This window comes from Aporhodopirellula rubra, assembly GCF_014192335.1.
GTDB lineage: Bacteria > Planctomycetota > Planctomycetia > Pirellulales > Pirellulaceae > Rhodopirellula > Rhodopirellula rubra.
The window spans coordinates 1-21,749 of the sequence record NZ_JACHXU010000028.1 but is presented as its reverse complement, the minus strand read 5'-3'; the positions used below and the strand labels follow the sequence as shown (position 1 = coordinate 21,749).

Sequence of the window (21,749 nt, the reverse complement as noted above, 5' to 3'; positions counted from 1 at the left end):
TCGGGGGGGGCTGGGTCGCTATTTTCGAGTTTCACGCGTTCTTACAAGGAGTGTACGATGAGACTGAATACAGGGAAACTGAATACAGGCGTTTTGATGGTGGTGATCGCTTTGTCGCCCGGGTTTGCTTCTGCTGCTGATTGGATAAACGGCATCGCACCCAAGCCCGCGGCAGAGTCGGAGAATTGCGAGGGGGCGCTTTTTGATTTTCCGATGTCTCGAGCCCTCGGATTCAGGTCATCCCACCAAGCGATCGATGCGGATCGCGAACGTACTTTTCATTTTCCGCTCGTGCCGTATCAAGTTTTGCCTATGCAGCATCAGTTCGACGATCCCGTTGCGCCTATCGGAGACTTTCCCGACAAGTCGGAACCGGACTACTGGAGCGGCTATACGATCGCGAGCCGATAGGCGGATTGCTTTGGTGCCTCAAGCGTCAGTCGCGGTTGGGGCTGGAGGTCTGCTGGGCTGGAGGTCTGCCAGAAGCCGATCCGCATTCGCGATGGTTGAAAGCATTTCCACGTCTTCTGAATCCGCCCGCGCTAGAGCATTTCCATTTGGTTGTAGCCACCGTCGCTCGGCGGTGGATCAGGTCCTGGCGAACCTCGCTCGTATGCAGAACGAAGTTACTCGCAAGGCTGCTCGTGCCGCCCGTTCTTATCGACGACGCATCGCTAATTCGAATCTGATTTGGCCGCCGGGGCACGGTAGAGGTGGTTGCCTTGTTTCGCGGCACGGTGGGTGGCGATGGTGTCTTGATCGATGCCGGGGTCGCCTTGAGATTCGAGCCAACGATCGAGTTCGCTGCTGAGTTCCTGGTGAATCGATGCCGTGGAATCGGAGCCGATTAGGTTCTGCATTTCATACGGGTCGCTGGCGGTGTGGTAGAGTGTTTCGGCGGGCCGATGTTGATAGCGAAGGACGAGATTGTAGATGTCCGGCGACGTCGTGGAGTCCCAAACCCAGGTGCGCCAATAGTTACGAGCGACGTTGGTTTCGTGCTGCGTGCCCATCACGTGTTTCTCGATATAGAGATTGTTGGGGCTGAGGTTGCGGATGTAGCGGTAGGTGCCGTTGCTGATCGAGCGAACCGGGTAGGGAGGTCCTTCAGGCACGTTGTTGTGCACGCCATAGACATATTGCCGATGCGTGTCGGTCTGTTGTTTGAGCACGGGCAGGAAGCTGGTGCCATCAAAAGCATCGGTGTCGACCGTACCGCTGGCAACGTCGACGAGGGTGGGGAGCACGTCGGCGTATTGGACCAACGCATCGGTGCGGACGCCGCGTGGAACCACGCCCGGCCATCGCGCGATCAACGCGGTATGCAGTCCTGTGTCCCAGTTCGTCCATTTGTTGCCCGGGAATTGTGAGCCTTGTTCGGATGAGAACATCACCAACGTGTCATCGGTGTGGCCGGTGGAGTCGAGCATCGAGAGCAGCTCGCCGACTTGGCCGTCCATGTAAGTGATTTCGGCGAGATAGCGTGAGAACGCTTCGCGTGTCAGTTCCGTGTCGGCGATGTTGGGCGGCAACTCCAGTTCAGCGGGCGGGTACTTCGACGCGTCGCCCATCACCCACGGCACGTGCGGGTCGACCAACGCAACGACGAGGCAGAAAGGTTCGTCGCCACTGCGTGTGATGAATTCACGCACCGACGATAGGTCATGGGGCCGAGTGGGGTTGTGCGTGCAGGCGGGTTCAAAGCCGTCGACTTTTTCGAACGGGAACGCTTTGCGAGGTGCGACGTGGACTTTGCCCGCTAAGCCGACTCGGTATCCGATTTTGCCCAAGTGATGAGGCATGCTTTGCGTTTCGCTGAGGCTAGACGAATGGTTCCATGCACAACCGTTTCGCATCGGGTACTGCCCAGTGTAAAGTTCCGCGCGGCAGGGCTGGCACATCGCCTCGGCGAGATAGGCGTGATTGAATACCATGCCTTCGGTGGCAAATTGATCGAGGTTCGGCGTCTTGGCATTCACGCCGCCGTAGACCGGCAAATCGTTGAACGTGCAATCGTCGGCTAAGATGATCAACGCGTTGGGAGGCGTGGTGGCATCAACTGTTCGGGCAGGTGCGAATAGTGAACCGAACACGAGAAACAAACTGAACGCCCACAGGGCACGAGTCGCAGCGTTTTGGGGGTGACGGTATGTTCGAGGCGGAGTCAGGAACGAAGGACGAATCCGAGGCTGGTAGCGAATCATCATGATGGTGGGGCGTGGGAATCAGGTGGGAATGGGGATCGGCAGGAAAGTGGACCACCGTGAGAAAGGGTTCACTCGACCGGCGTCATTGTATCTTGATGAAGGGAGGCATTGGTGAGTCTGCGAATTGGGAAGCCGGGGCAACGCATTGCGTTGGACGATCCCGGCGGGGCGTGTGTCTGACAACGAACGGCCTGTGATTTGCATCGCCGCGTCTTGAGTCGATGGTGCTCGGGCTGTGTGCGCGCATCGCTCAAAGGGCGGTGTAGGTTTTCCTGCCGAATGGTAGAGCAGGTTAAACCGGCGAATGGCAGAGCAGGTTTCAATGCCGAATGGTCTACTGAGAGTCGCGTGTGTGTTGACCCTCTCTAACAGTACGAATGAAATCCACTTATATAGGCAAAGATTTTGCAAGATTCGAGCGATCTTACTGGTGACGATGCGATGACGCGTGCGGGCAACGGCATGAGTAACGGTGCGGAGACCGCCGACGGCGGCGCGAGCGGGGATGCCGTGGAGACGCCCGCCGGTGCGTCGCGGTATGTGGCGGGAGTGGATTTGCCGGTCTCGGTGGAAGACGCGTATGACTACCACTCGCGTCCTGGTTGTCTGGGCCGATTGGTGCCGCCGTGGGAATCGGTCGAAATCGAACACAGCGACAACAGCCTCGCCGTTGGCAGTCGCGTGGTGTTGAAGACGGGGCTGTTTGGTGTGTCGCTGCGATGGAAGGCTCGCCATACGCTGTACGATCCTCCGACCCTGTTCGCGGACGTGCAAGATTCCGGTCCGTTCGCGTTTTGGCATCACCAGCATCGGTTCCAAGGCACGGGCCCGAATGCGTCGCGGATGACCGATGACGTGTCGTATCAGGTGCCCATGAAAACGTTTGGCGAGGTGCTAGGCGGATCGATGGTGCGATCGAAGTTGGAGGCAATGTTCGCGTACCGGCACCGCGTGACGCGAGACGATCTGGCGTTGATGGCGAAGTATCCGTCGGAACCGAAAACGATTGCGGTTTCGGGAGCGACGGGGTTAGTCGGTTCCGCATTGTGCAATCTGTTAACGCTTTTGGGGCACCGCGTTGTCAAGATCACGCGAGGAAAGACCGGTGGTGAGGATGAGATCGCGGCTTGGTCGAGCGATGAAGAGTTTGAAAAGTTCAACGATGTCGACGTGGTCGTTCATCTCGCGGGGAAGTCGATCGCGAGCAAGCGTTGGACCGATGACGTCAAGCAAGAGATCCGTGACAGTCGCGTTTTGAAGACGCGAGAGTTGTGCGAACGGATGGCGAAGCTGTCCAACCGACCGGAAACCTTGATTTGTGCATCGGCGACTGGATTTTATGGCAACCGCGGCGACGAGATATTGAACGAGACGTCCGCACCGGGCGACGATTTCCTCGCGGGCGTGTCGCAGCAATGGGAAGGATCGTGTGAGGCGGCGGCCGAGGCAGGCGTGCGAGTCGCGAACGCTCGATTCGGAATTGTGCTGTCGCCCAAGGGCGGGGCGCTCGAGCAGATGCTGGTGCCGGCGAAGTTCTGTGGTGGATCGCTCGGAAGCGGGCGGCAGTACTGGAGCTGGATCGCGTTGGATGATGTTCTCGGTGGGATCGTTCACTTGATCCACACCGACTCGGTGTCGGGGCCGGTCAATTTTGTTTCACCGTCTCCGATGACCAATCGTGAATTTGCCAAAACGCTCGGCCGTGTCCTTGGTCGTCCCGCGTTGTTTCCAGCACCGGCGGCGGCGTTACGGGTTGCGGTCGGTGAAATGGCCGATGCGTTGTTGCTCGCCAGCACGCGGGTGATTCCTGAAAAGTTATCGTCGAGCGGGTACGAGTTCCGTTTTCAGTCGCTCGCCGAAGTGCTGAGTTACTCGCTCGGAAAAGACCGGCTGCCCTCGGAAGTTTGAGGTCGCTCGTGCGTCGAAGTTTGATTCGGCCGCGAACTGAAACGAACCATACAAAACGATAGATTGAATGATCCCGCAACTCTTATTCGTGCTGAATCTGGTCTCCACGTGGTACATGGTGGGGCTGATTTGGATGGTGCAAATCGTTCACTATCAGATGTTCGACCGCGTCGGTGAGGAGGCGTTCGCGCGGTATGCGGTCGATCACGCGAGATTGATCACGCCGATTGTCATGGTTCCGATGCTGGTGGAGATCGTCAGTGCGGCGGGGTTGATTGTTTGGGGATCGGAGATTGTCCCGCGGTCCTGGATGGTGTTCGGGTTCGTGTTACTGGTGGTGATTTGGGCGAGCACGGCGTTTTTGCAGGTGCCCTGTCACTCACGATTGGCTGACGGTTTCGATCCACAGGTGTACCGACGTCTGGTGTCGAGTAATTGGATCCGCACGATCGCGTGGTCGATGCGAGGGGGATTGATGGCGTTTTGTTTGTGGAGGTTGGTTGGGGGTGACAGGTGACAGGTCGCTCGTCTCTCGTGGCTCGTCGCTTTGACGTGATTGAGGGGCGATTGGGGATGGGATCGTTGGGGGATGGCAAAATGTGCGATGGTTGACAATGAGGGGCTCCCGGCTTTATTCTCCCCAGGCTCGATCTAGAGCGGTTCGTCTATGGTCCTCGCAGCGTTTCGATTCGGTCGGTTTTGCATTCGTTTTAAGAATGCGTGCTGGCACCTTTCGGTACACCCAAGCGACGGCGTCCGCTCGATCATATAACCACTTTCGCGTGTTTCGTGGACGACCGTTTGACTCTCGTGTCGTTCCCCCAAAGTTAGTAAAGCGACCGAACATCTGATGAACGTTGATCTGGACGCAATCGCCCAACGCGGGCGTTGCGAGGTTTCGAGTTTACGTTTGGCCCTGCCGTTGATCGAGCAAGGTTACACGCCGCCATTTCTCGCCCGATACCGGCGTGATGAGCTAGGCGGTCTCGACGAACCCAGCCTGTGGGCCCTCTCCCACGCCGTCCGCACCCAACAACGGCTCGACGAGTACCGCGAGCAGTTGCATTCGGCGTGGAGTGCGACGCAATTGGCCGATCCCGCGATCGGACGGGCGATTTCAGGGGCGAAATCACGTCGTTTGCTCGACCGACTCAGTCGCCGGGTGAAGTCGGAATCGGGTGAGTCCGGCAGTTTGACTCAGCGTTTGGCGGTTCGCGTTTTGAGCCCTCAGAAAGGCGACGGCGATAATCTCGAGGCACTCGCTGGGGAGTTGATGCAGGCCGTTGCGACTCCAACGCCCGAAACGCCCAAGACCCCAGAGGCACCGTCGGAGTCGGATTCCGCGGCTCCCGTGTCCGAAGATGGGGCGACCCCAGAAGATTCGACTGAGTCCGGCACACCGTCGGCTCCTTCGGCAGAGTCCGCAATCGCGAAACTCGACGACGCGTTGGCGAAACGGATGAGCGGAGACCCGCGAATCATGGGCGCCGCCGTTCGTTGGCTGTCACGCCACGCCAAAATTCACATTCTCGAAGTCACCGACCCGCACGGCGGTAGCGACGAAGGCGACGAGCAGCCGGCTAAGTCGGGCAAAAAGAACAAGAAAAAGAAAAAAGGTAAATCGGCCGAAGCCGAAGCGAGCAAGACCGGCGAAGCCGCGAATGCTCCTGAAGTCACGGAACCCGCGAGTGATGCGTCAGTCAGCAGCGAGCCTGTTGCCGACGCCTCGGCGTCCTCGAATGAGTCCGAGCCAGCGTCGCCCACCGAAACTCCTGTCGCGGACGCACCCGTTGCGGATGCTTCGGCTGAAACGCCGGTTGCTGACGCGGTCGCTACCGATGCCCCGGCAACGGAATCTCCTGCTGCTGAAGCTGTTGCCGAGCCCGCATCCGAAACACCAGCGGTTGAAACATCCGTTGCCGAGTCGCCCGCAACCGAAAGTGCTGAGGCTCCTCACGCTGAGGAAGTGAAGCCGGAGCCTGCTGCCGCGACTGAACCGGTTGCCGCGGATGCCACTGAAACGCCCGCGACCGAAACACCAGCGGCCGAGGCACCAGCGGCCGAGGCACCAGCGGCCGAGGCACCGGCTGCTGAGTCGACCGAGCCCACCGCTGCGGAAGCGGCTCCCGCGACCGAGGCTGCGGCAGCACCCGCAGCTACGGCGACCGAAAAGAAAGCGGCTCCTGCGGCGAAACCCGCGAAGAAGAAAAAGGTGTCGCCGCGTCAACGTCGTCGTCGTTGGCTCGTCAGCACGCTCAAACCGCTCGCCGGCAAACGCATGCCAGCGAACAAACTGAGCGCTTTCCAAATCGTGATGTTAAGCCGGGCGTTGCGCAGCCAAGTGGCCACGTGTGCGTTCGACTACGACGCAGCCCAGCTCGTTGCGGAAGTTCAAAAGGCCGCTTCGAATCTGAACCGTCACTTCAGCGATCGGCTTGCTGCGATCGTTTTGGCGAACGAAGCCGCACTTCGTGACGCCGCCGAGAGTGCGTGGTGGGACGAAATTCAAGAGCAAGCCTCGGCTCGCCTCGTTGCGATCGCTGCAGATAATTTGCACCGGCAAATCAATCGCGGTGGCGTGGAAGCCAAAGTCGTGATGTCGATCGACGCAATCGGGCCGCGCACCGCAGCGACCTCGATCGTTGCCGCCGACGGACGCGTGTTGCACAACGAAGACATTCCTTGCCAATTGTCCGCCGCGATGCGAACCCTCGCGGTGACCAAGATGGGTGAGTTGATCCATCAGTATCACGTCGATCTGATCGTGATCAGCAACGGTCCCGCCCGCCGGGCGTGCATGATCGCGGTGGGTGAATTGATCAAACAGTCCGCCGACCAATCGGTTCGCTGGACGCTCGCCGATCGCAGTGGTGCTGACGCCTACGCCGGCAGTGCCGCGGGTGACCAAGAAATGCGTTCGACCCCGCGACGTTTCCGTTCAGCGGCGTGGATCGCGTTCTCGACTCTGCAACCGTCGCAGGCGATGGTTAAAGTCGACCCACTGAAACTGCGTTTAGGTTCCTTCCAACGTGAGTTGTCCGACCAAGCCGTTTTGGACGCGCTCGAAGACGTCCTCGTCAGCGGTGCCGCTCGCGGAGGTGTCGACGTGAACTCGACCACCGCTTCATGGTTGGAACGTTTGCCGGGTATGACGGAACAAACGGCCGCGAGGATCGATACGGAGCGCCGTGAAAAACTGATCGCCTCGCGTGACGATTTGCTCGCTCGTGCCGCGTGGGCCTCGCCGATTCACACGCGTCAGGCGTTGCCGTTCCTGCGAGTCTTCGGCAGCGAAGAGACTCTCGACGGTACGCTGATTCACCCTGAGGATTACGCGCTCGCCAAGCGATTGGCCAAAGCACTCGAGATCGAGTTGCCACCACAAACGCCACCGGGCTATGAACTGCCCGACTACAGTGAGCCGAAGCCGACCGTGGTCGAGACGATTGCGGACTCCGGTGCAGAGGCTGGTGACAAGCCAGCCGCGGAAGCTTCCGCGGATGAGGAAAAAGCGTTCGGGCCGAGCGATTCAGACGATTCGAGTGCGGAAGCATCCGCCGAAACCGAAACGCCTACGGAAGCATCCAGTGATTCCGAATCGGAGCCGGTTGCACCTGCGGATCAGACGGCTTCGCTCGATGCGGCTCCCGTGACCGAAGACGCACCTACGGAAGAGAAGCCCGCCGAAGAGGTTTCCGCTGATTCGACCGAAGGCGAGGCCGAATCTGCAGCACCCGCTGCTGAATCATCCGAAGACGCACCGGAGGAACAACCAGCTGCAGAGACTCCGGCCGCGCCGTCGGTTCCCGAGCCATTCCGTCAACCGAAGCCGGAGCGTGCTAAGGTCGACAAACTGATCAAAGAATGGCAGGTCGGCGTTCGTCGATCCAAACAAATCGTCGACTGGTTGTGCGAACCATTTGGTGAGGGCACGGTCAACGGACCGGCACCGGCCGTCATGACGACCATGCCAGCGTTGAATGAACTCAAGGAAGGCGACCAAGTCATCGGTGTTGTCGTCGGCGTGATGCCGTTCGGCGTTTTCGTCGAACTGACCCCCGAGTGCAGCGGGCTGATTCACGTCAGCCGAATCTCGGATGGTTTCGTCGAAGACCTTCATGAGGCGGTCCAGGTCGGTGACGTCGTGACCGCTTGGGTGACCGGAATTGACAGCAAGCGTCGCCGCGTCGGACTCAGTGCGATCTCGCCACAACGCGAAGCGGAGTTGCAAGCACGACGTCATGATTCACGTCCGCCACGCGGTGGTGATCGAGGCGGTCGTGGCCGAGGTGCAGCCGCAGCGGGTGCACGCGAATCCGGCGGAGCACCGCAAAGCCGCGGCGGAACCGCTGGTGCAGGACCTGCACGGGGCGGCCAAGGCAAGGGGCAAGGCGATCGATCGCGATCCGGTGGCGGCGGGCCACGTCGTGACAGCCGCGGTGGCGGGGGAGGACGTGACGGCGGACGCGGACGAGCCGGCGGTGGTCGACGCGACCAACAACGTGGCGGCGGACGCGGCCCACGGCGTCCAGAAGTCTACGAAGTCGTCGGGAAAGAACCCGATTCGGCTCCGCTCTCCGACGCGATGCAAGAAGGCAAAGAACCATTGCGATCGTTCGGTGACCTGATGCAACTGTTCAACAAGGACAAGCCGAAAGCCGAGAAGAAACCGGCTGAGAAGAAGCCGGCAGACAAGAAACCCGAAGCGAGCAAACCGGCCGAGCCAGAGGCACCCGCCGCTGAACCACCCGTCGCCGTTGAGGCTCCTGCCGAGTCGAAACCGGAAGCCCCGTCTGAATCGGCTGCCGCGACCGCGGAAACGAACCCTTCGGGGGAGAATGCGTGATGAGCGACGATTTCGAGTCACGGCTCGAGTCTGCGATCGAACGCGGTCGTCGTCGAGCTGAATATCAGGCATCTGAAGAACGCCGCAAGGAACTCAGTGAAGAGGATCTGAAGCGGCTGCATGCTTCGTATCGTTTGACGCTGTCGGAGAAGATCGAGAAAGCGGTGCAGCGAGTCGCCGATCACTTTCCCGGCTTCCGCACCGAATCGGTGTTCGGCGAAGAGGGATGGGGCGAAGCCTGCTATCGCGACGATTTGCGGCTCGATGCCGGTAAACGCAGTAACCTGTACAGCCGGCTCGAAATCGCGATCCGTCCTTACAGCGATCTCCGCGTGCTCGATCTCAAAGGTAAGGGCACGGTGCTCAATCGTGAGATCTTCAACCGTTCGTACTACGCCAAAATCGCCGACGTCGATCCGGACGAGTTCAGTCAGCTGATCGATACCTGGGCAATCGAATACGCCGAACTGTACGCCGCCAAAAGCAGCGCATAGCGACGAGGCAGACTCAACTCGCACTCGTCTCTTGCTAGCCTTTTCTGAGTGTTGGCGCGTCGCGAGCCTTTGTTCGTCCTTGGGCTTGTACGACTGAGGCGTTTGGGCCGGTGGCCGGTAGTTGCGACACCCAATCCGATCGGTCTGAGAACCGATGCCACAATGATGCCCATTCTGAGTCTACAAAATTTGGCGCCGGCACCGTCGACGGAGAGTGGGGCACGGTCCGGTGAACGTAGGCGCCTTTGAAAGCCTACGGCACTTGCAGGAAAGCTCGGCTAGCTTTTCAGGCTCTTGCGCTGGTCAGCGAAAAATACTCAAAAAAATGTCTCGACAGCGAGTTTGATTCTTTTCGGCGAAAACCCGCACCGTAACGGAATGCAGTGGCGAGTTGCTGGTCCTCGGGGGCAGCGATAGGCATCCATGCCGTCAAAGTTCTTTACCAGGGTTGCGAAAACGGCGAATCAGAAGGGGACACATTGTGTCTTTAGTGGCCGTTTCAGGGAGGGGACACGCACGCTGTTTTGGTGTGCGCATCGATATCGTTTTGGTGATTGTTTCTTCCAATAGCAAGACCAGCGGCCTGTCTATTGTTTGTCGCTGACGTTGGACAGTGGTGTTCACGTTCTTTCGATCTAGTGCTTCACCCCACGAGTTGCACGGTTGGTAGGACGAGACTTCGCGCGTTGACGTCATGAGAGCATTCTGGCTCGTTGTATCCCGGCAAACCTACATAAGAGAGAGTGAATTTTGTCTAGGCAAAAATTAGATCGTGGTTTCACGTTGGTGGAACTTCTCGTGGTGATCGCAATCATTGGCGTGCTGGTAGGCTTGTTGCTACCGGCCGTTCAATCCGCACGAGAAGCGGCACGCCGAATGAGTTGCAGTAACAATTTCAAGCAAATCGGCTTGGCGATTCACAACTATCACTCCAGTTACAATCAATTGCCCATTCAAGGCGGTGGGACCTCGACCCTGATCTCGGGGCGGGAAAAAGTTCCCGGAAGCAACAGTCTCGAATTGTCCGCGTTGGTAGGCCTGACACCGTTCATCGAACAGCAGACGCTTTGGGAACAGGTTTCCAACCCGTATCAAGTTCCCGCGGGGCTTCCGGGAGCGGGGAATGTTTACGCTCCGATGGGCCCTTACCCAGGCCGCGTGTTCAGCCGTCTCGTTGCATCCGATGCCGGTCCATATGATCCCTACGAATCGGATATCGCAACGTTCCGTTGTCCTAGTGATCCGGGCGTCGGGCTTCCCGCGATGGGGCGAACCAATTACGGCGTTTGCATGGGCGACTCGATTGACGCGACCAATCTTGGTCAGGTGTACAACACTAACGGAACGCCGAAATCGTCATCGATCTTTCAGGAGGCCAACGCGAGCAATCGAGGCTTCTTTAAGAGTCAGTTAAAGTCCGCCTTTCGTGATGTCTTGGACGGCCTTTCAAACACAATCGCGATGGGTGAAATGGTCACCGACATCGGTGACGATGACAAACGGACACGACCGGTGAACGGCACATCTGGGCCGACCGGGCCGTTGAAGTCGACCGGCGGTGCGGTGGCCTGTGAGTCATTCGTCGACGCGGAACGACCTTCGTTCTGGGACTCCGGTGCACCGTTCACCTCGAGTGCCGTGGACAATCGGCGTGGTTATCGTTGGGCCTGGGGCTTGCATCTCCATAGCGGTGTCTACACGGTTTTGCCACCGAACCGAGAGTTGTGCTTCAGTGCCAACTGGCACCAGGCTGAGGCAGTGTGCCCGCCGGGAAGCCGTCACCAAGGCGGCGCGCACGTTTTGATGGGCGATGGTGCCGTTCGGTTCATCACTGATTCCATCGACGCAGGAAATCTATCCGGTCGAGCGATGGTTTCTGTCGATAGCCAGAACGATGACACGTTGTCCGTTCCTGGTTCGGCGAGCCCCTTCGGGTTGTGGGGATCGCTCGGCACGCGTGGATCCAACGAAGTCATTAGCGACGAGTTTTGATTTAGATATCGCTCTGCTGAGCAACTGCTGAGGGATCAGCGAGAACCTAGCGAGCTGCGTCCGCAGCAATAGGCTGAATGAGTTGCGGTAGAGCAGAATTCAGACCGCGTAAGCAGAGAGCGTCCGAGTCACCCTGTCGATGTGGTTCCCGTCGTCGCGAAAGCTCATCTCGATCGGCACGGCCGAACGGGGTGGGCTTTTTTCGTGTTCACCGTCGACATCCGTTGGGAAATGCTTGAGCCAACGTCGCCGCCCGATCGCCAATGTTGTCAGGCCTCGGAGGCCGGACGTCTGAATCAGTCCAGGGACGTTGAAAAGCGGCAGTTCAACCTTTGCGACGTTCTAGGTGTACCGCACGTTTTGATGTTCGGGTTCGAAGAACGCGGGCAGCAAGGAGTCGACGCGTAGGAGTCCTTCGCGGGTGAGACGGATCTGATCGTCGTGAATTTCGGCGAGCCCTTGTTCGACGTAGCGATCCCAGACCTCACGCCACTGCGTCAGGATGTCGGCGCCGAACTTCTCTTGGAAATAGTCGCGTTCGACGAAGCCGCGTTTGAGTAAGAGGATGAGTTCTCGGACGAGTGATTGATGCGGCGTGGGCACGTAACCACGGCCCAGTGGCAGATTGCCCGCCTCGACGGTTTCGAGGTACTCGTTCATGTGCGGGAGGTTTTGGTAGTGCACACCGTGGACGTGTCCGAAACTCGCGATACCGGTGGCGATCAAATCGGCACCCCGCCACAAATTGTCACGGTAGGAGAAGTTCACTTTGCCGGTGTCTTTGACGAGCGTGTAACCGCTGCTGACTTTGTAGCCCGCGGCGATGAGTTCATCGAAGGCGAAGTCGACCCAATCGCGTTTGGTTTGCCATGGGGCGACCGGACTCTCGGTTTTGTTGCCGAGCATGTCTTTGCTGTAGATCGTGTTGAACGGCAATTCCATTTGGTAGATCGTGACGCTCTCGGGTGACATCTCAATCGTGCGCCGGATGTTGTCACGCCAGTTGTCCCATGTTTCGCCAACCATGCCCGCGATCAAATCAATGTTCACGTTCGGGAAATTTGCCGCTTCGATCCATTCCCACGCCGCAAAGACTTGTTTGCTGAGGTGGGCACGTCCGTTTTCTTCGAGCAACGCGTCGTTGAAGTTTTCGACACCGAGACTGAGGCGGGTGACACCGAGTTTTTCACGAAGAGTTTTGACTTTCGTTTCGCTCAGAGTGCCCGGTTCGCACTCGAACGTGACTTCTTCGGCGCCGTCCCATGTGATGTGTTCGTGCAGGCGGTCGGCGAGTTTGGTGAGTTGTTTCGGTGATAGGAAACTGGGTGTGCCGCCGCCGAAGTAAACGAATCGAAACGGTCGGTTGCCCATGACAGGCAGTTTGCTGACCATCGAGATTTCGTCGCACAACGCATCGACGTACCGTTGGACTTCGCCCGCGTTAACGTCCGTGAAGACTTTGAAATAACAGAACTTGCAACGCTTGCGGCAGAACGGGATGTGCAAGTACAGGCCGAGCGGGTTGTCGTTGGCCGGTGGTGACTGCATCCGCGTACGGACGTCTTCGAGAGCCTCGGCATTCCATTGGCTGTACGGCGGGTAGTTCGAAATAAAGACGCTGCCTACTTCGGTTTTATCGTCGCTGGAAGTGCTGGTCATCGATGGTGGCTCGGGGGTGCGGGTAGGACGTGAATCGCCGATGGAGTGTGAGCGATGGTGGGAGAAGGTTGGCGTTTTGGGGAGGCGGCGTGTCAGAGATTTTAACGCGTGTGTCTCATTCTAACGCGGGAGGCGATTGGACGCAGGATTGATTGTGTCCAGAGAACGTGTGGGGCGTGGTTTTCTCTTAACGTTAGGGACTCGGGGCGGCGAAACAGCGGACGAGGCCGTCGTCGTCGGCGATGATGAGACGGTCACCGAGGATCGCGGGGGCGGCAATGAATTTGCCACGCGATTCGAACGACCAGGTTTCTTCACCGTCGGCCAAAGACAAACGTTGCAGCAGTCCATCGGTGGATGCGATCCAGACATCGTCTCCGGCGATCAGTGGCGAGGCGTCTGCTCGGCGGCGGAGTGTTTTCCGCCAAATTCGTTCCCCGGTTTTGCGATCGAGGGCGTCGATGTGTTTGTTGTTACTGCCGACGATAATCCGGTCGGGGCCGATCGCGGGGCTGCTGCGGTATTCCTGCAAACGTTCCGGGTCTTCGAATTTCCATCGGATCTCACCTGAGGTGGGATTAAACGCGAACACGGCACCGTCCATGATCGGCAGAAAAACTTCGTCGCCAATCACTGCCGGGGTGCTGCCGGTCGGGCCTCCCAAAGGCATCGCCTCGCGGGCCGCTTCGCCGGTCGCTAAATCAACAATGTGCAACGCACCGTCGCAACCGCCCAGGAAAGTTTTTCCCGAACCGATCGATGCGGCACATCGGATCTGGTCTCCGGTTTCGTATTTCCAGACTAACTCGCCGGTGTGGGCGTTGAGGCAGTAAAGGCATCCGTCTTGGCTGGTTTGCAACAATCGGATTTCGAATTGTTCGGACTTCTCTGCGTTGCTCGAGGAAGGATCGCGTTGCAGTGGGACGGCAAAGAACGCGGGGGCTGCGTTGATTTCACCGTCGGTTGTGAATTTCCAAAGGGATTCACCGGTTTCCGGATTCATGGCCTCCACGTTTCCCTCCACGTCGCCGACGATCAGGAGCGGTTGTTCGAACCCCGATGTGCGGCCGGTTGTGTCGTCGTTGCTGAGGGGATCGGATGACGCGTCGGTGATGCTCTTTTGAACATCGATCACTGGGAGTTTCGCGGTTTCGATGGAGTCGCTCGGCGTGACCGACGAGGGCAGATAGAGGCCCGCGGGGGCGACAAAGCCGGTGTCAAAGGATCGCCGCCAGATCGATTTTCCGGTTTGCGCATCGAGGGCTTCGACGCTTCCCATCACATCGGTGATGTAGACGCGAACACCATCGCTGACGGGCGTGGTCTCGATGGCTTCTTCGGTTTGAGTCTCCCAGAGGATTTTCAAATCTCGCGGCAAGGTTTGAGGCACCGCGCCGCTGGCGCCGATGTCCGCCCGCGACATGGTCCACGTCGGTAATGGTGGTGACGCGACAGGCTGATTGTCGCTCGCGTGAAGAATGTCGTTCGCGCCGAGATGGAAAACACTCAGCACCGCCAATGCGGTGAACGTCAATCGAGCAATGGCTGCGGTCATAGATCGTGTTATTGGGCAGGTGAATGGGGGTGGGCTGGCGAATGGGTGGGATTTTGCGGTGGGGAGGCGTTTTCGCGAACCGCGGAGTTTTTTACGAGCCGATGGCATCGCAAATCATTAACGAGTGAACCGCTGTCGATCGTTCACGGTCTATTCGATTTCATACGGACTATTATAAACTGTCGGACACCGGGGACCGACCGGATGCCGGAACCAATCTGTTTGCCTTTCGAGTTTATTTTCAATGATTTGTGTTAGTCTTGGGCGTGCCCGCCACCAAAAAATGATTGCGGAACACCAATTTTTGGTGGAACAGGGGGCTGAGCTCGTCGAGTTACGTCTGGATTTCATCACCCGTGCGGTGAATCTGAAACGACTCGTCCAAGATCGACCGGGCCCCGTGGTTTTGTCCGTTCGGCGGAAAGAGGACGGCGGACGCTGGGAAGGCACCGAACAGGAGCGATTGGTTCTGTTGCGTAGTGCCATCGCGGCGGGCGTGGAATACGTCGACATCGAAGCCGACGTGGCGTCTCAGATTCCGCGATACGGGGCGACGAAACGGATTATCAGTTACCACGATTTCTCGGGCACGCCGGACGAATTGGAGGAACTGCACGCGGCGATGGCGGCCGAGGATGCGGACATCGTTAAGATCGCGACGATGGCGAACACGTTTTCGGACAACGTCCGGATGATTCAATTGGTCCAAAAGGCAACCGTTCCCACGATCGGAATCTGCATGGGCGAGTTGGGGATGCTGACGCGGATCCTCGCCAATCGCGTTGGATCGCCGTTCACGTACGCGACTTTCAGCACTGACAAAAAGCTCGCGCCGGGCCAGCTGAACTGGAAGGAGATGAACAGCATCTACCATTACGAGACGATCAATAAGGACACCGCGTTGTTCGGTGTGATTGCCGACCCGGTCGCCCACAGTCACAGCCCACTGATTCACAACGCCGCGTTTGTTGACGCGGGATTGAACGCGCGTTACTTGCCGTTTCGTTTGCCAAAAGACGATCTGCAAACGTTCATGAACACGTGCCACAGCATCGGCGTTGAGGGCATCAGCGTGACGATCCCGCACAAAGAGGCGTCGGTGGCGTACTGCACCCAAGCCGAAGCGAGTGCGACGGGGATTGGTGCGATCAATACGATGATTTTCAACGGCGAGGATCGGATCGGATACAACACCGATTATCGCGCGGCAATGGACTGCATCGAAGAGACGTTTGGATTGAAGCGTGGCCAAGAAAATTCGATGCAGGGTAAAGTCGCGATGATCCTCGGGGCCGGTGGTGTCTCGCGTGCTCTCGCGTGGGGATTGCGTCAACGCAAGTGCGACGTTTACATCGCGTCGCGAACGATGGAACGCACTCAAATGTTGGCCGGTGAACTGGGCTGCCACGCGGTCGAGTGGGACCAGCGGCATGAAACGAAGGCTCACTTGTTGATCAACGGCACGCCAGTGGGAATGCATCCGAACGTCGACAGTTCGCCGTACAGTATGACCGCGTTGAACGAGTACATGGTTGTGTTTGATACGGTGTACAACCCCGAGAACACGCTGCTGATCAAGCAAGCCAAACGTAAGGGCGCGCGCGTGATCACGGGCGTCGACATGTTCGTCCGTCAAGCAGCGTACCAGTACCGTCTGTTTACCGGCCAAGACGCACCAACGGATCTGATGAGGCAAAAGATCAAACAGGCAACCAACCCGGTGCAAGTTAATTAGCGAGATTGGTTTGGGAAGTTTGGGGACCGGCATGAGGCCCGGCAGAACCTTTGCCGGGGCCGTTAAACGCCGGTGAACGTATCCCTTCATCGCGAGAGGCCTGAAGGGCCGACACAAGGACGGTTCTGCAGCAGGTCGCTAAAGGTTGTATCGGCCCTCCGGGCCTGCCTGCGTCGTTGACTTTGTTGCCGGGGGTTGGCACCCCCGGCAGTGATTGTGTCGGCACGCCGTGCCTAATGGTGCAAGTGCTCAGCGGCGGCGAAGTACGTTGCTACACGTTCGAGTTCATCCGCAAAGCCTAGCGGTAACTCACGCAGTGATCTCAGGGGACATGAACGGCATTACTGACGACCAGAATGAGGCCCGGAGGGCCGGCAGAGCCTTTGCCGGGGCCGTTAAGCCCCGGTGAACCGTTTGAGGTTGCTTCTTACTTTTCCTCGGCATCGAGCATCTCTTCGACTCGGTCTTTCGGCGAGTCGTCGCCTCGGTAGGCGTTGAGAAGGGTGGTTGGATCGAGCATTCGCCATCCCGGGATACCCGCGTACATGGTCGCGACGAACATGCCGCCGCGGAGTGCCCACAGGACATATCCGATCGATGCGATGCCGAGCGTGGTGCCGACACCGCCGACCATGAATTCGTGTTCTTCAGCTTCACCCGTCGCGTGCTGGGTCGGGTTGGTCAGTGCGTACCAAGATAACAGTGAGTCTTCGTCGATTTCCAAAAGGGCATCGGCGAGTCCTTTTTGAAAGATTGACGCGACGGACATCATTTCGGTTTGCTGGGTCGATGAGGTTCGCAGTGTCGAGTTCAGCACGTGGTTTGAGTTGCTGCCGAGGATGGAGTCTCGCTTTTCGTTTGCCGTGCCTTCTTGTTCGTTCGAATCACCGTTTTGCTGTGATGGTCCGCGATTTGCCTGTGTCGTGTTGGCGTCGAATTGGCCGCGTGAATCACCAGCGATGTCGTTGGCGAGACCACCGATAGGCGTTTCGCCCGACGCTGCTGAATCGGTGGGACTTGCGTCGCCGCTTCCTCCGTCACCGCTGCCGCCGTCTCCGCTGCCGGAATCGCCGGAGCCGCCGCCGTCACCGGAACCGCCATCGCCCGATCCGCTGCCCGAGCCACTTCCCGATCCGCCTCCGGATCCGCCTCCGGATCCACCGCCTCCGGCTTGAACGTTGATCGAAACGGTAGCCACGTTATCGCTCAATAGCATGCCGTCGTCGCTGCGGTACGTGAACGTGTCGGTGCCGAAGAATCCCGATTGTGGTGTGTAAGTGATCACACCGTTGGAATCGATCGAGAGTGTTCCCGATGAAGGACCGGTGACGAGGAACATCTCCAATTCGTCACCATCAACGTCGGTGTCGTTGCCCAACGGATCGGGGGTCGTGAGCGTAACTGATTGTCCGGCGAGCGTGTTGTACGAGTCATCGTTGGCGACGGAAGCCTCGTTGATATCACGGATCGCGATGGTGTAGGTCTGGGTCACTTCGCTGCCGTCGGAGGAAACGCTCCGGACGGTGACGTTGTGGGAGCTGTCGACCTCGTAGTTCAGTGGCGCCGATGACGAGGTGATGATCTCTCCGGTGCTCGGGTTGATATCAAATCGTCCCCCTGCGTCATCGATCAGCGAGTGAGTGATCGTGTTGTTGGTTCCATCGGCGTCGCTGGCGGACACGGTAATGCCAACACCGACTCCGGAGTTGGCATTTTCATCGACTTCGTTAGCGGACCCGTCTGAGTCGCCATAGCCGACGACATCAAATTCGTCGATATCGTTGATGTAGATCGTGAATGTTTCGAGATAAGTGGCACCTGCAGTATCCGTCACTTCGATCGTGACGTCGTGTTGCGAATTGACCTCATAGTTGATGCCACTCGAGTTGATCACGATGACGTCGCCGGAGCTGTTGATGTCGAATCGGCCTCCTGCGTCGTCGGTCAATTGGTAAGTCGTAGTGTCACCCGTGTCCACGTCGCTGGTCGATACCTTGCCAGCGATGTCACCGTTGGTTGGGTTTTCGTTTATCGTCATTCCCACTGCGGTGAGATCGTGAGGTGTGTCGTTCGCACCTTGGATCGTGATCGTAATCTGTTGGCTCGATTCAGCGCCGTCGGAGTCGATCACAGTATATGTGAAGACATCGTCAAGCGTGTCCGCAGACGTCCGCAGTGCTTGAACGGTCGCGTTGGCGTTGTCGACGAGATAGGTGTAATTGCCATCACTATCAATTGTGATCGCTCCGTAAACACCGGTGACCTGGGCTCCCACCGAACCCGACGCACTCGCGGAGATGCCTGCAACGACTCCACTAACGTTTTTCGTATCGGAGATGTCTGCGTCGGTGTCGTTGTCCAGTACGTTACCCGAGGGATCCACGCCTGGGGTCCCGTTGGCAATTCCGCCGGCTTCGGCAGCTGTTGCAGTGTCGATGACTGCGACCGGGCCATCGTTGGTTCCGGTGATCGTGACGGTCACCGTTTCGGTGTCGCTCAGAGGCGTGGTGTCGTCGTCGGTCGCACTCAAGGTATAGGTAAGGATCAACGTCTCGCCGCTGGCAAGGAAATCGAAAGCTTCGCTGCCACTATCGAAAGACCATCCGAGGGAATTGCTGGTTTGGGTTCCGTTCAAAATCGCAGACGGCGAAACCGACAGGAAACCTTCCATCATGGTGTTGGTTAACGATCCGGGGACACTGCCGGCCCCAGTGCCACTGACGGTCAGGCTGTCAACCGCTGCGGTGACCGTGTCGGTCATATCCACGTCACCAATTGTTAGTGAACCGAGGCCGGTCAATCCGGAATTGGTTTCGGTTAACGCGAGTGTGTCCGGTCCGTCGGTAATGACAGGAGCATCGTTGCTTCCGGTGATCGTGACGGTGATGGTTTCGGTGTCGGTCAACGGAGCACCGTCGTCATCAGTGACGCTGATGGTGTAGGACAGAATGAGTGTTTCACCGGTTGCGAGGAAGTCGAATGCTTCGCTGCCGCTGTTGAAGTTCCAAGTCAACGATTGGCTGGTCTCGGTTCCGTCCAAAATGGCGGACGGCGTCAAAGATAAAAGGCTCTCTAGGGTGGTGTTGTCGAGTCCTGCCGGAAGGCTCGCTATTCCGGTGCCACTCACGCTGACTGCATCGACGGTCGCGGTGACGTTGTCCGTTCGATCAAGGTCGGTGATCGTTAATGTGCCGCTGTCTGTCAATCCGGTGTTTGATTCGGTGATCGCTGATGCGGTACTATCACCAGGTTCGATAGTGATCACCGGAGCATCGTTGGTTCCGTTGATGGTGATGACGACATTTTGTGTGTCGGTTGCTCCCTGACTATCGGTGACGGTGATGGTGTAGGTCAGCGTTAGCGATTCCGCGGTTGCTAGGTAATCGAAGGACTCGCTAGCGGAGTTAAACATCCATGTCAGTTGGTTGGTGTCTTCGGTACCATCGATGACGTTTGGCGTTGAGTTCAGCATCGACAAGAGTGCCGCGTTGTCTGACGGTAGGCCAGTGGTGGTCCCGCTCGCGACGACTCCGCTGACCGCGGATGTCACTGTGTCGGACAGGTTCATGTCCGAAACGGTGAGTGTTCCCGAGGTGCTCAAGGTGGTGTCGGTTTCCGTGAGCGAATCGGCTGAACTGTCACCTGTTTCGACGGTGATCACCGGTAGGTCGTTGTTGCCGTTGACTGTGATGGTGACATTCTGTGAGTCGGTGGTGCCTTGGCTGTCGGTGACCGTGATCGTGTAGGTCAGGACGAGCGATTCCCCTGCTGCGAGGTACTCAAAGTGCTCGCTGCCTGAATTGAAACTCCATGTCAACGTGTCCGACGTTTCGGTCACGTCGAGGACAGATGCGGTCGAGTTGAACATTGCGAGCAAGGCAGCGTTGTCCGACGCTAGGCCGCTCGTGTTGCCACTGGCGACGACGCCGCTGACCGTGGCGGCGGTGGTATCGGAGAGATCCAGATCGGTTGTCGTGAGGGTGCCACTGGTCGTCAATGTGGTGTTGTTTTCCGTCAGCGTGTCCGCGTTGCTGTCGCCGGTCTCGGTCGTGATATCGGGGGTGTCGTTGGTGCCGTTGATCGTGATGAGGACGTTTTGTGTGTCGGTGACGCCTTGGCTGTCGGTGACTGTGATGGTGTAGGTCAGTGTGAGTGACTCTCCGACGGCCAGATGGTCGAACGCTTCACTTGCGGAATTGAAGTTCCACGTTAGCGTGTCGGTGAGTTCGGTTCCATCGATGACGTTGGCCGTTGAGGTCAGCATCGCGAGCAGGGCGGCATTGTCGGACGCCATCCCTGCTGTCGTTCCGCCCGCGACAACACTGCTGACGGTTGAGGTCACGTTGTCGGACAAGTCGAGGTCGTCGACGGTGAGCGTTCCGGTGGAGGACAACGTTGTGTCGGTTTCGGTGAGCGTCACGGCAGCGCTGCCGCCGCCGATCGTCACATCGGGAGCGTCGTTGGTTCCGTTGATGGTAATGACGACATTTTGCGTGTCGGTTGCTCCCTGACTATCGGTGACGGTGATGGTGTAGGTCAGCGTCAGCGATTCCCCGGTTGCTAGGTAATCGAAGAATTCGCCAGCGGAGTTAAACGTCCATGTCAGTTGGTTGGTGTCTTCGGTACCATCGATGACGTTTGGCGTTGAGTTCAGCATCGACAAGAGTGCCGCGTTGTCTGACGGTAGGCCAGTGGTGGTCCCGCTCGCGACGACTCCGCTGACCGCGGATGTCACTGTGTCGGATAGGTTCATGTCCGAAACGGTGAGTGTTCCCGAGGTGCTCAAGGTGGTGTCGGTTTCCGTGAGCGAATCGGCTGAGCTGTCACCTGTTTCGACGGTGATCACCGGTAGGTCGTTGTTGCCGTTGACTGTGATGGTGACATTCTGTGAGTCGGTGGTGCCTTGGCTGTCGGTGACCGTGATCGTGTAGGTCAGGACGAGCGATTCCCCTGCTGCGAGGTACTCAAAGTGCTCGCTGCCTGAATTGAAACTCCATGTCAACGTGTCTGACGTTTCGGTCGCGTCAAGGACAGATGCGGTCGAGTTGAACATTGCGAGCAGGGCAGCGTTGTCCGACGCTAGGCCGCTCGTGTTGCCACTGGCGACGACACCGCTGACCGTGGAGGCGGTGGTGTCGGAGAGATCCAGGTCGGTTGTCGTGAGGGTGCCACTGGTCGTCAATGTGGTGTTGTTTTCCGTCAGCGTTTCCGCGTTGCTGTCGCCGGTCTCGGTCGTGATATCGGGGGTGTCGTTGGTACCGTTGATCGTGATGAGGACGTCTTGCGTGTCGGTGACGCCTTGGCTGTCGGTGACTGTGATGGTGTAGGTCAGCGTGAGGGATTCGCCGACGGC

General features: G+C 58.3%; 11 protein-coding genes. 7 read left to right on the top strand and 4 right to left on the bottom strand.

The features are described from left to right. The first annotated feature begins 57 nt into the window (after window positions 1–57). A complete protein-coding gene (locus FHS27_RS26600) occupies window positions 58–411 on the top strand; it encodes a hypothetical protein (protein ID WP_184308778.1) in 354 nt (117 codons plus the stop codon). Between the two features lie 263 nt (window positions 412–674). On the opposite strand, the gene FHS27_RS26595 is transcribed toward FHS27_RS26600, so the two are convergent. Beyond that, window positions 675–2,207: a sulfatase family protein gene (locus FHS27_RS26595; RefSeq protein WP_184308776.1), complete on the bottom strand. Its 1,533-nt coding sequence runs from the start codon at window positions 2,205–2,207 to the stop codon at window positions 675–677. 462 nt (window positions 2,208–2,669) lie between these two features. Between FHS27_RS26595 and FHS27_RS26590 the strand changes: the two genes are divergently transcribed. The 5 genes from FHS27_RS26590 to FHS27_RS26570 all read left to right on the top strand — a co-directional run bounded on the left by FHS27_RS26590 (window position 2,670) and on the right by FHS27_RS26570 (window position 11,447). Next, window positions 2,670–4,115, top strand: a complete 1,446-nt coding sequence (locus FHS27_RS26590; RefSeq protein ID WP_184308858.1) for a TIGR01777 family oxidoreductase — start codon at window positions 2,670–2,672, stop codon at window positions 4,113–4,115. A gap of 67 nt (window positions 4,116–4,182) precedes the next feature. Continuing rightward, a complete protein-coding gene (locus tag FHS27_RS26585) occupies window positions 4,183–4,632 on the top strand; it encodes a hypothetical protein (RefSeq protein WP_184308774.1) in 450 nt (149 codons plus the stop codon). 333 nt (window positions 4,633–4,965) lie between these two features. After that, complete coding sequence (locus tag FHS27_RS26580) at window positions 4,966–8,961, top strand: S1 RNA-binding domain-containing protein (protein WP_184308772.1); 3,996 nt, start codon at window positions 4,966–4,968, stop codon at window positions 8,959–8,961. Further along, complete coding sequence (locus FHS27_RS26575; protein ID WP_184308769.1) at window positions 8,961–9,455, top strand: hypothetical protein; 495 nt, start codon at window positions 8,961–8,963, stop codon at window positions 9,453–9,455. Before FHS27_RS26580 ends, FHS27_RS26575 begins: the two co-directional genes overlap by 1 nt. Window positions 9,456–10,205: 750 nt before the next feature. Then, the gene (locus FHS27_RS26570) at window positions 10,206–11,447 is read left to right on the top strand and encodes a DUF1559 domain-containing protein (protein WP_184308767.1); all 1,242 of its coding nucleotides are present in this window, start codon (window positions 10,206–10,208) and stop codon (window positions 11,445–11,447) included. A 342-nt stretch (window positions 11,448–11,789) separates the two neighbouring features. Here FHS27_RS26570 and FHS27_RS26565 read toward each other — a convergent pair whose 3' ends face one another. Both FHS27_RS26565 and FHS27_RS26560 read right to left on the bottom strand, forming a co-directional pair. Continuing rightward, the gene (locus tag FHS27_RS26565) at window positions 11,790–13,106 is read right to left on the bottom strand and encodes a coproporphyrinogen-III oxidase family protein (RefSeq protein ID WP_184308766.1); all 1,317 of its coding nucleotides are present in this window, start codon (window positions 13,104–13,106) and stop codon (window positions 11,790–11,792) included. Between the two features lie 193 nt (window positions 13,107–13,299). Beyond that, the gene (locus FHS27_RS26560; protein WP_184308764.1) at window positions 13,300–14,661 is read right to left on the bottom strand and encodes an outer membrane protein assembly factor BamB family protein; all 1,362 of its coding nucleotides are present in this window, start codon (window positions 14,659–14,661) and stop codon (window positions 13,300–13,302) included. 244 nt (window positions 14,662–14,905) lie between these two features. On the opposite strand from FHS27_RS26560, the gene aroE reads away from it, so the two are divergent. Then, window positions 14,906–16,396: a shikimate dehydrogenase gene (gene aroE / locus FHS27_RS26555; protein ID WP_009094909.1), complete on the top strand. Its 1,491-nt coding sequence runs from the start codon at window positions 14,906–14,908 to the stop codon at window positions 16,394–16,396. A 427-nt stretch (window positions 16,397–16,823) separates the two neighbouring features. On the opposite strand, the gene FHS27_RS26550 is transcribed toward aroE, so the two are convergent. Continuing rightward, on the bottom strand, window positions 16,824–21,749 hold a 4,926-nt coding region (locus FHS27_RS26550), incomplete at its 5' end, for a beta strand repeat-containing protein (RefSeq protein WP_184308762.1).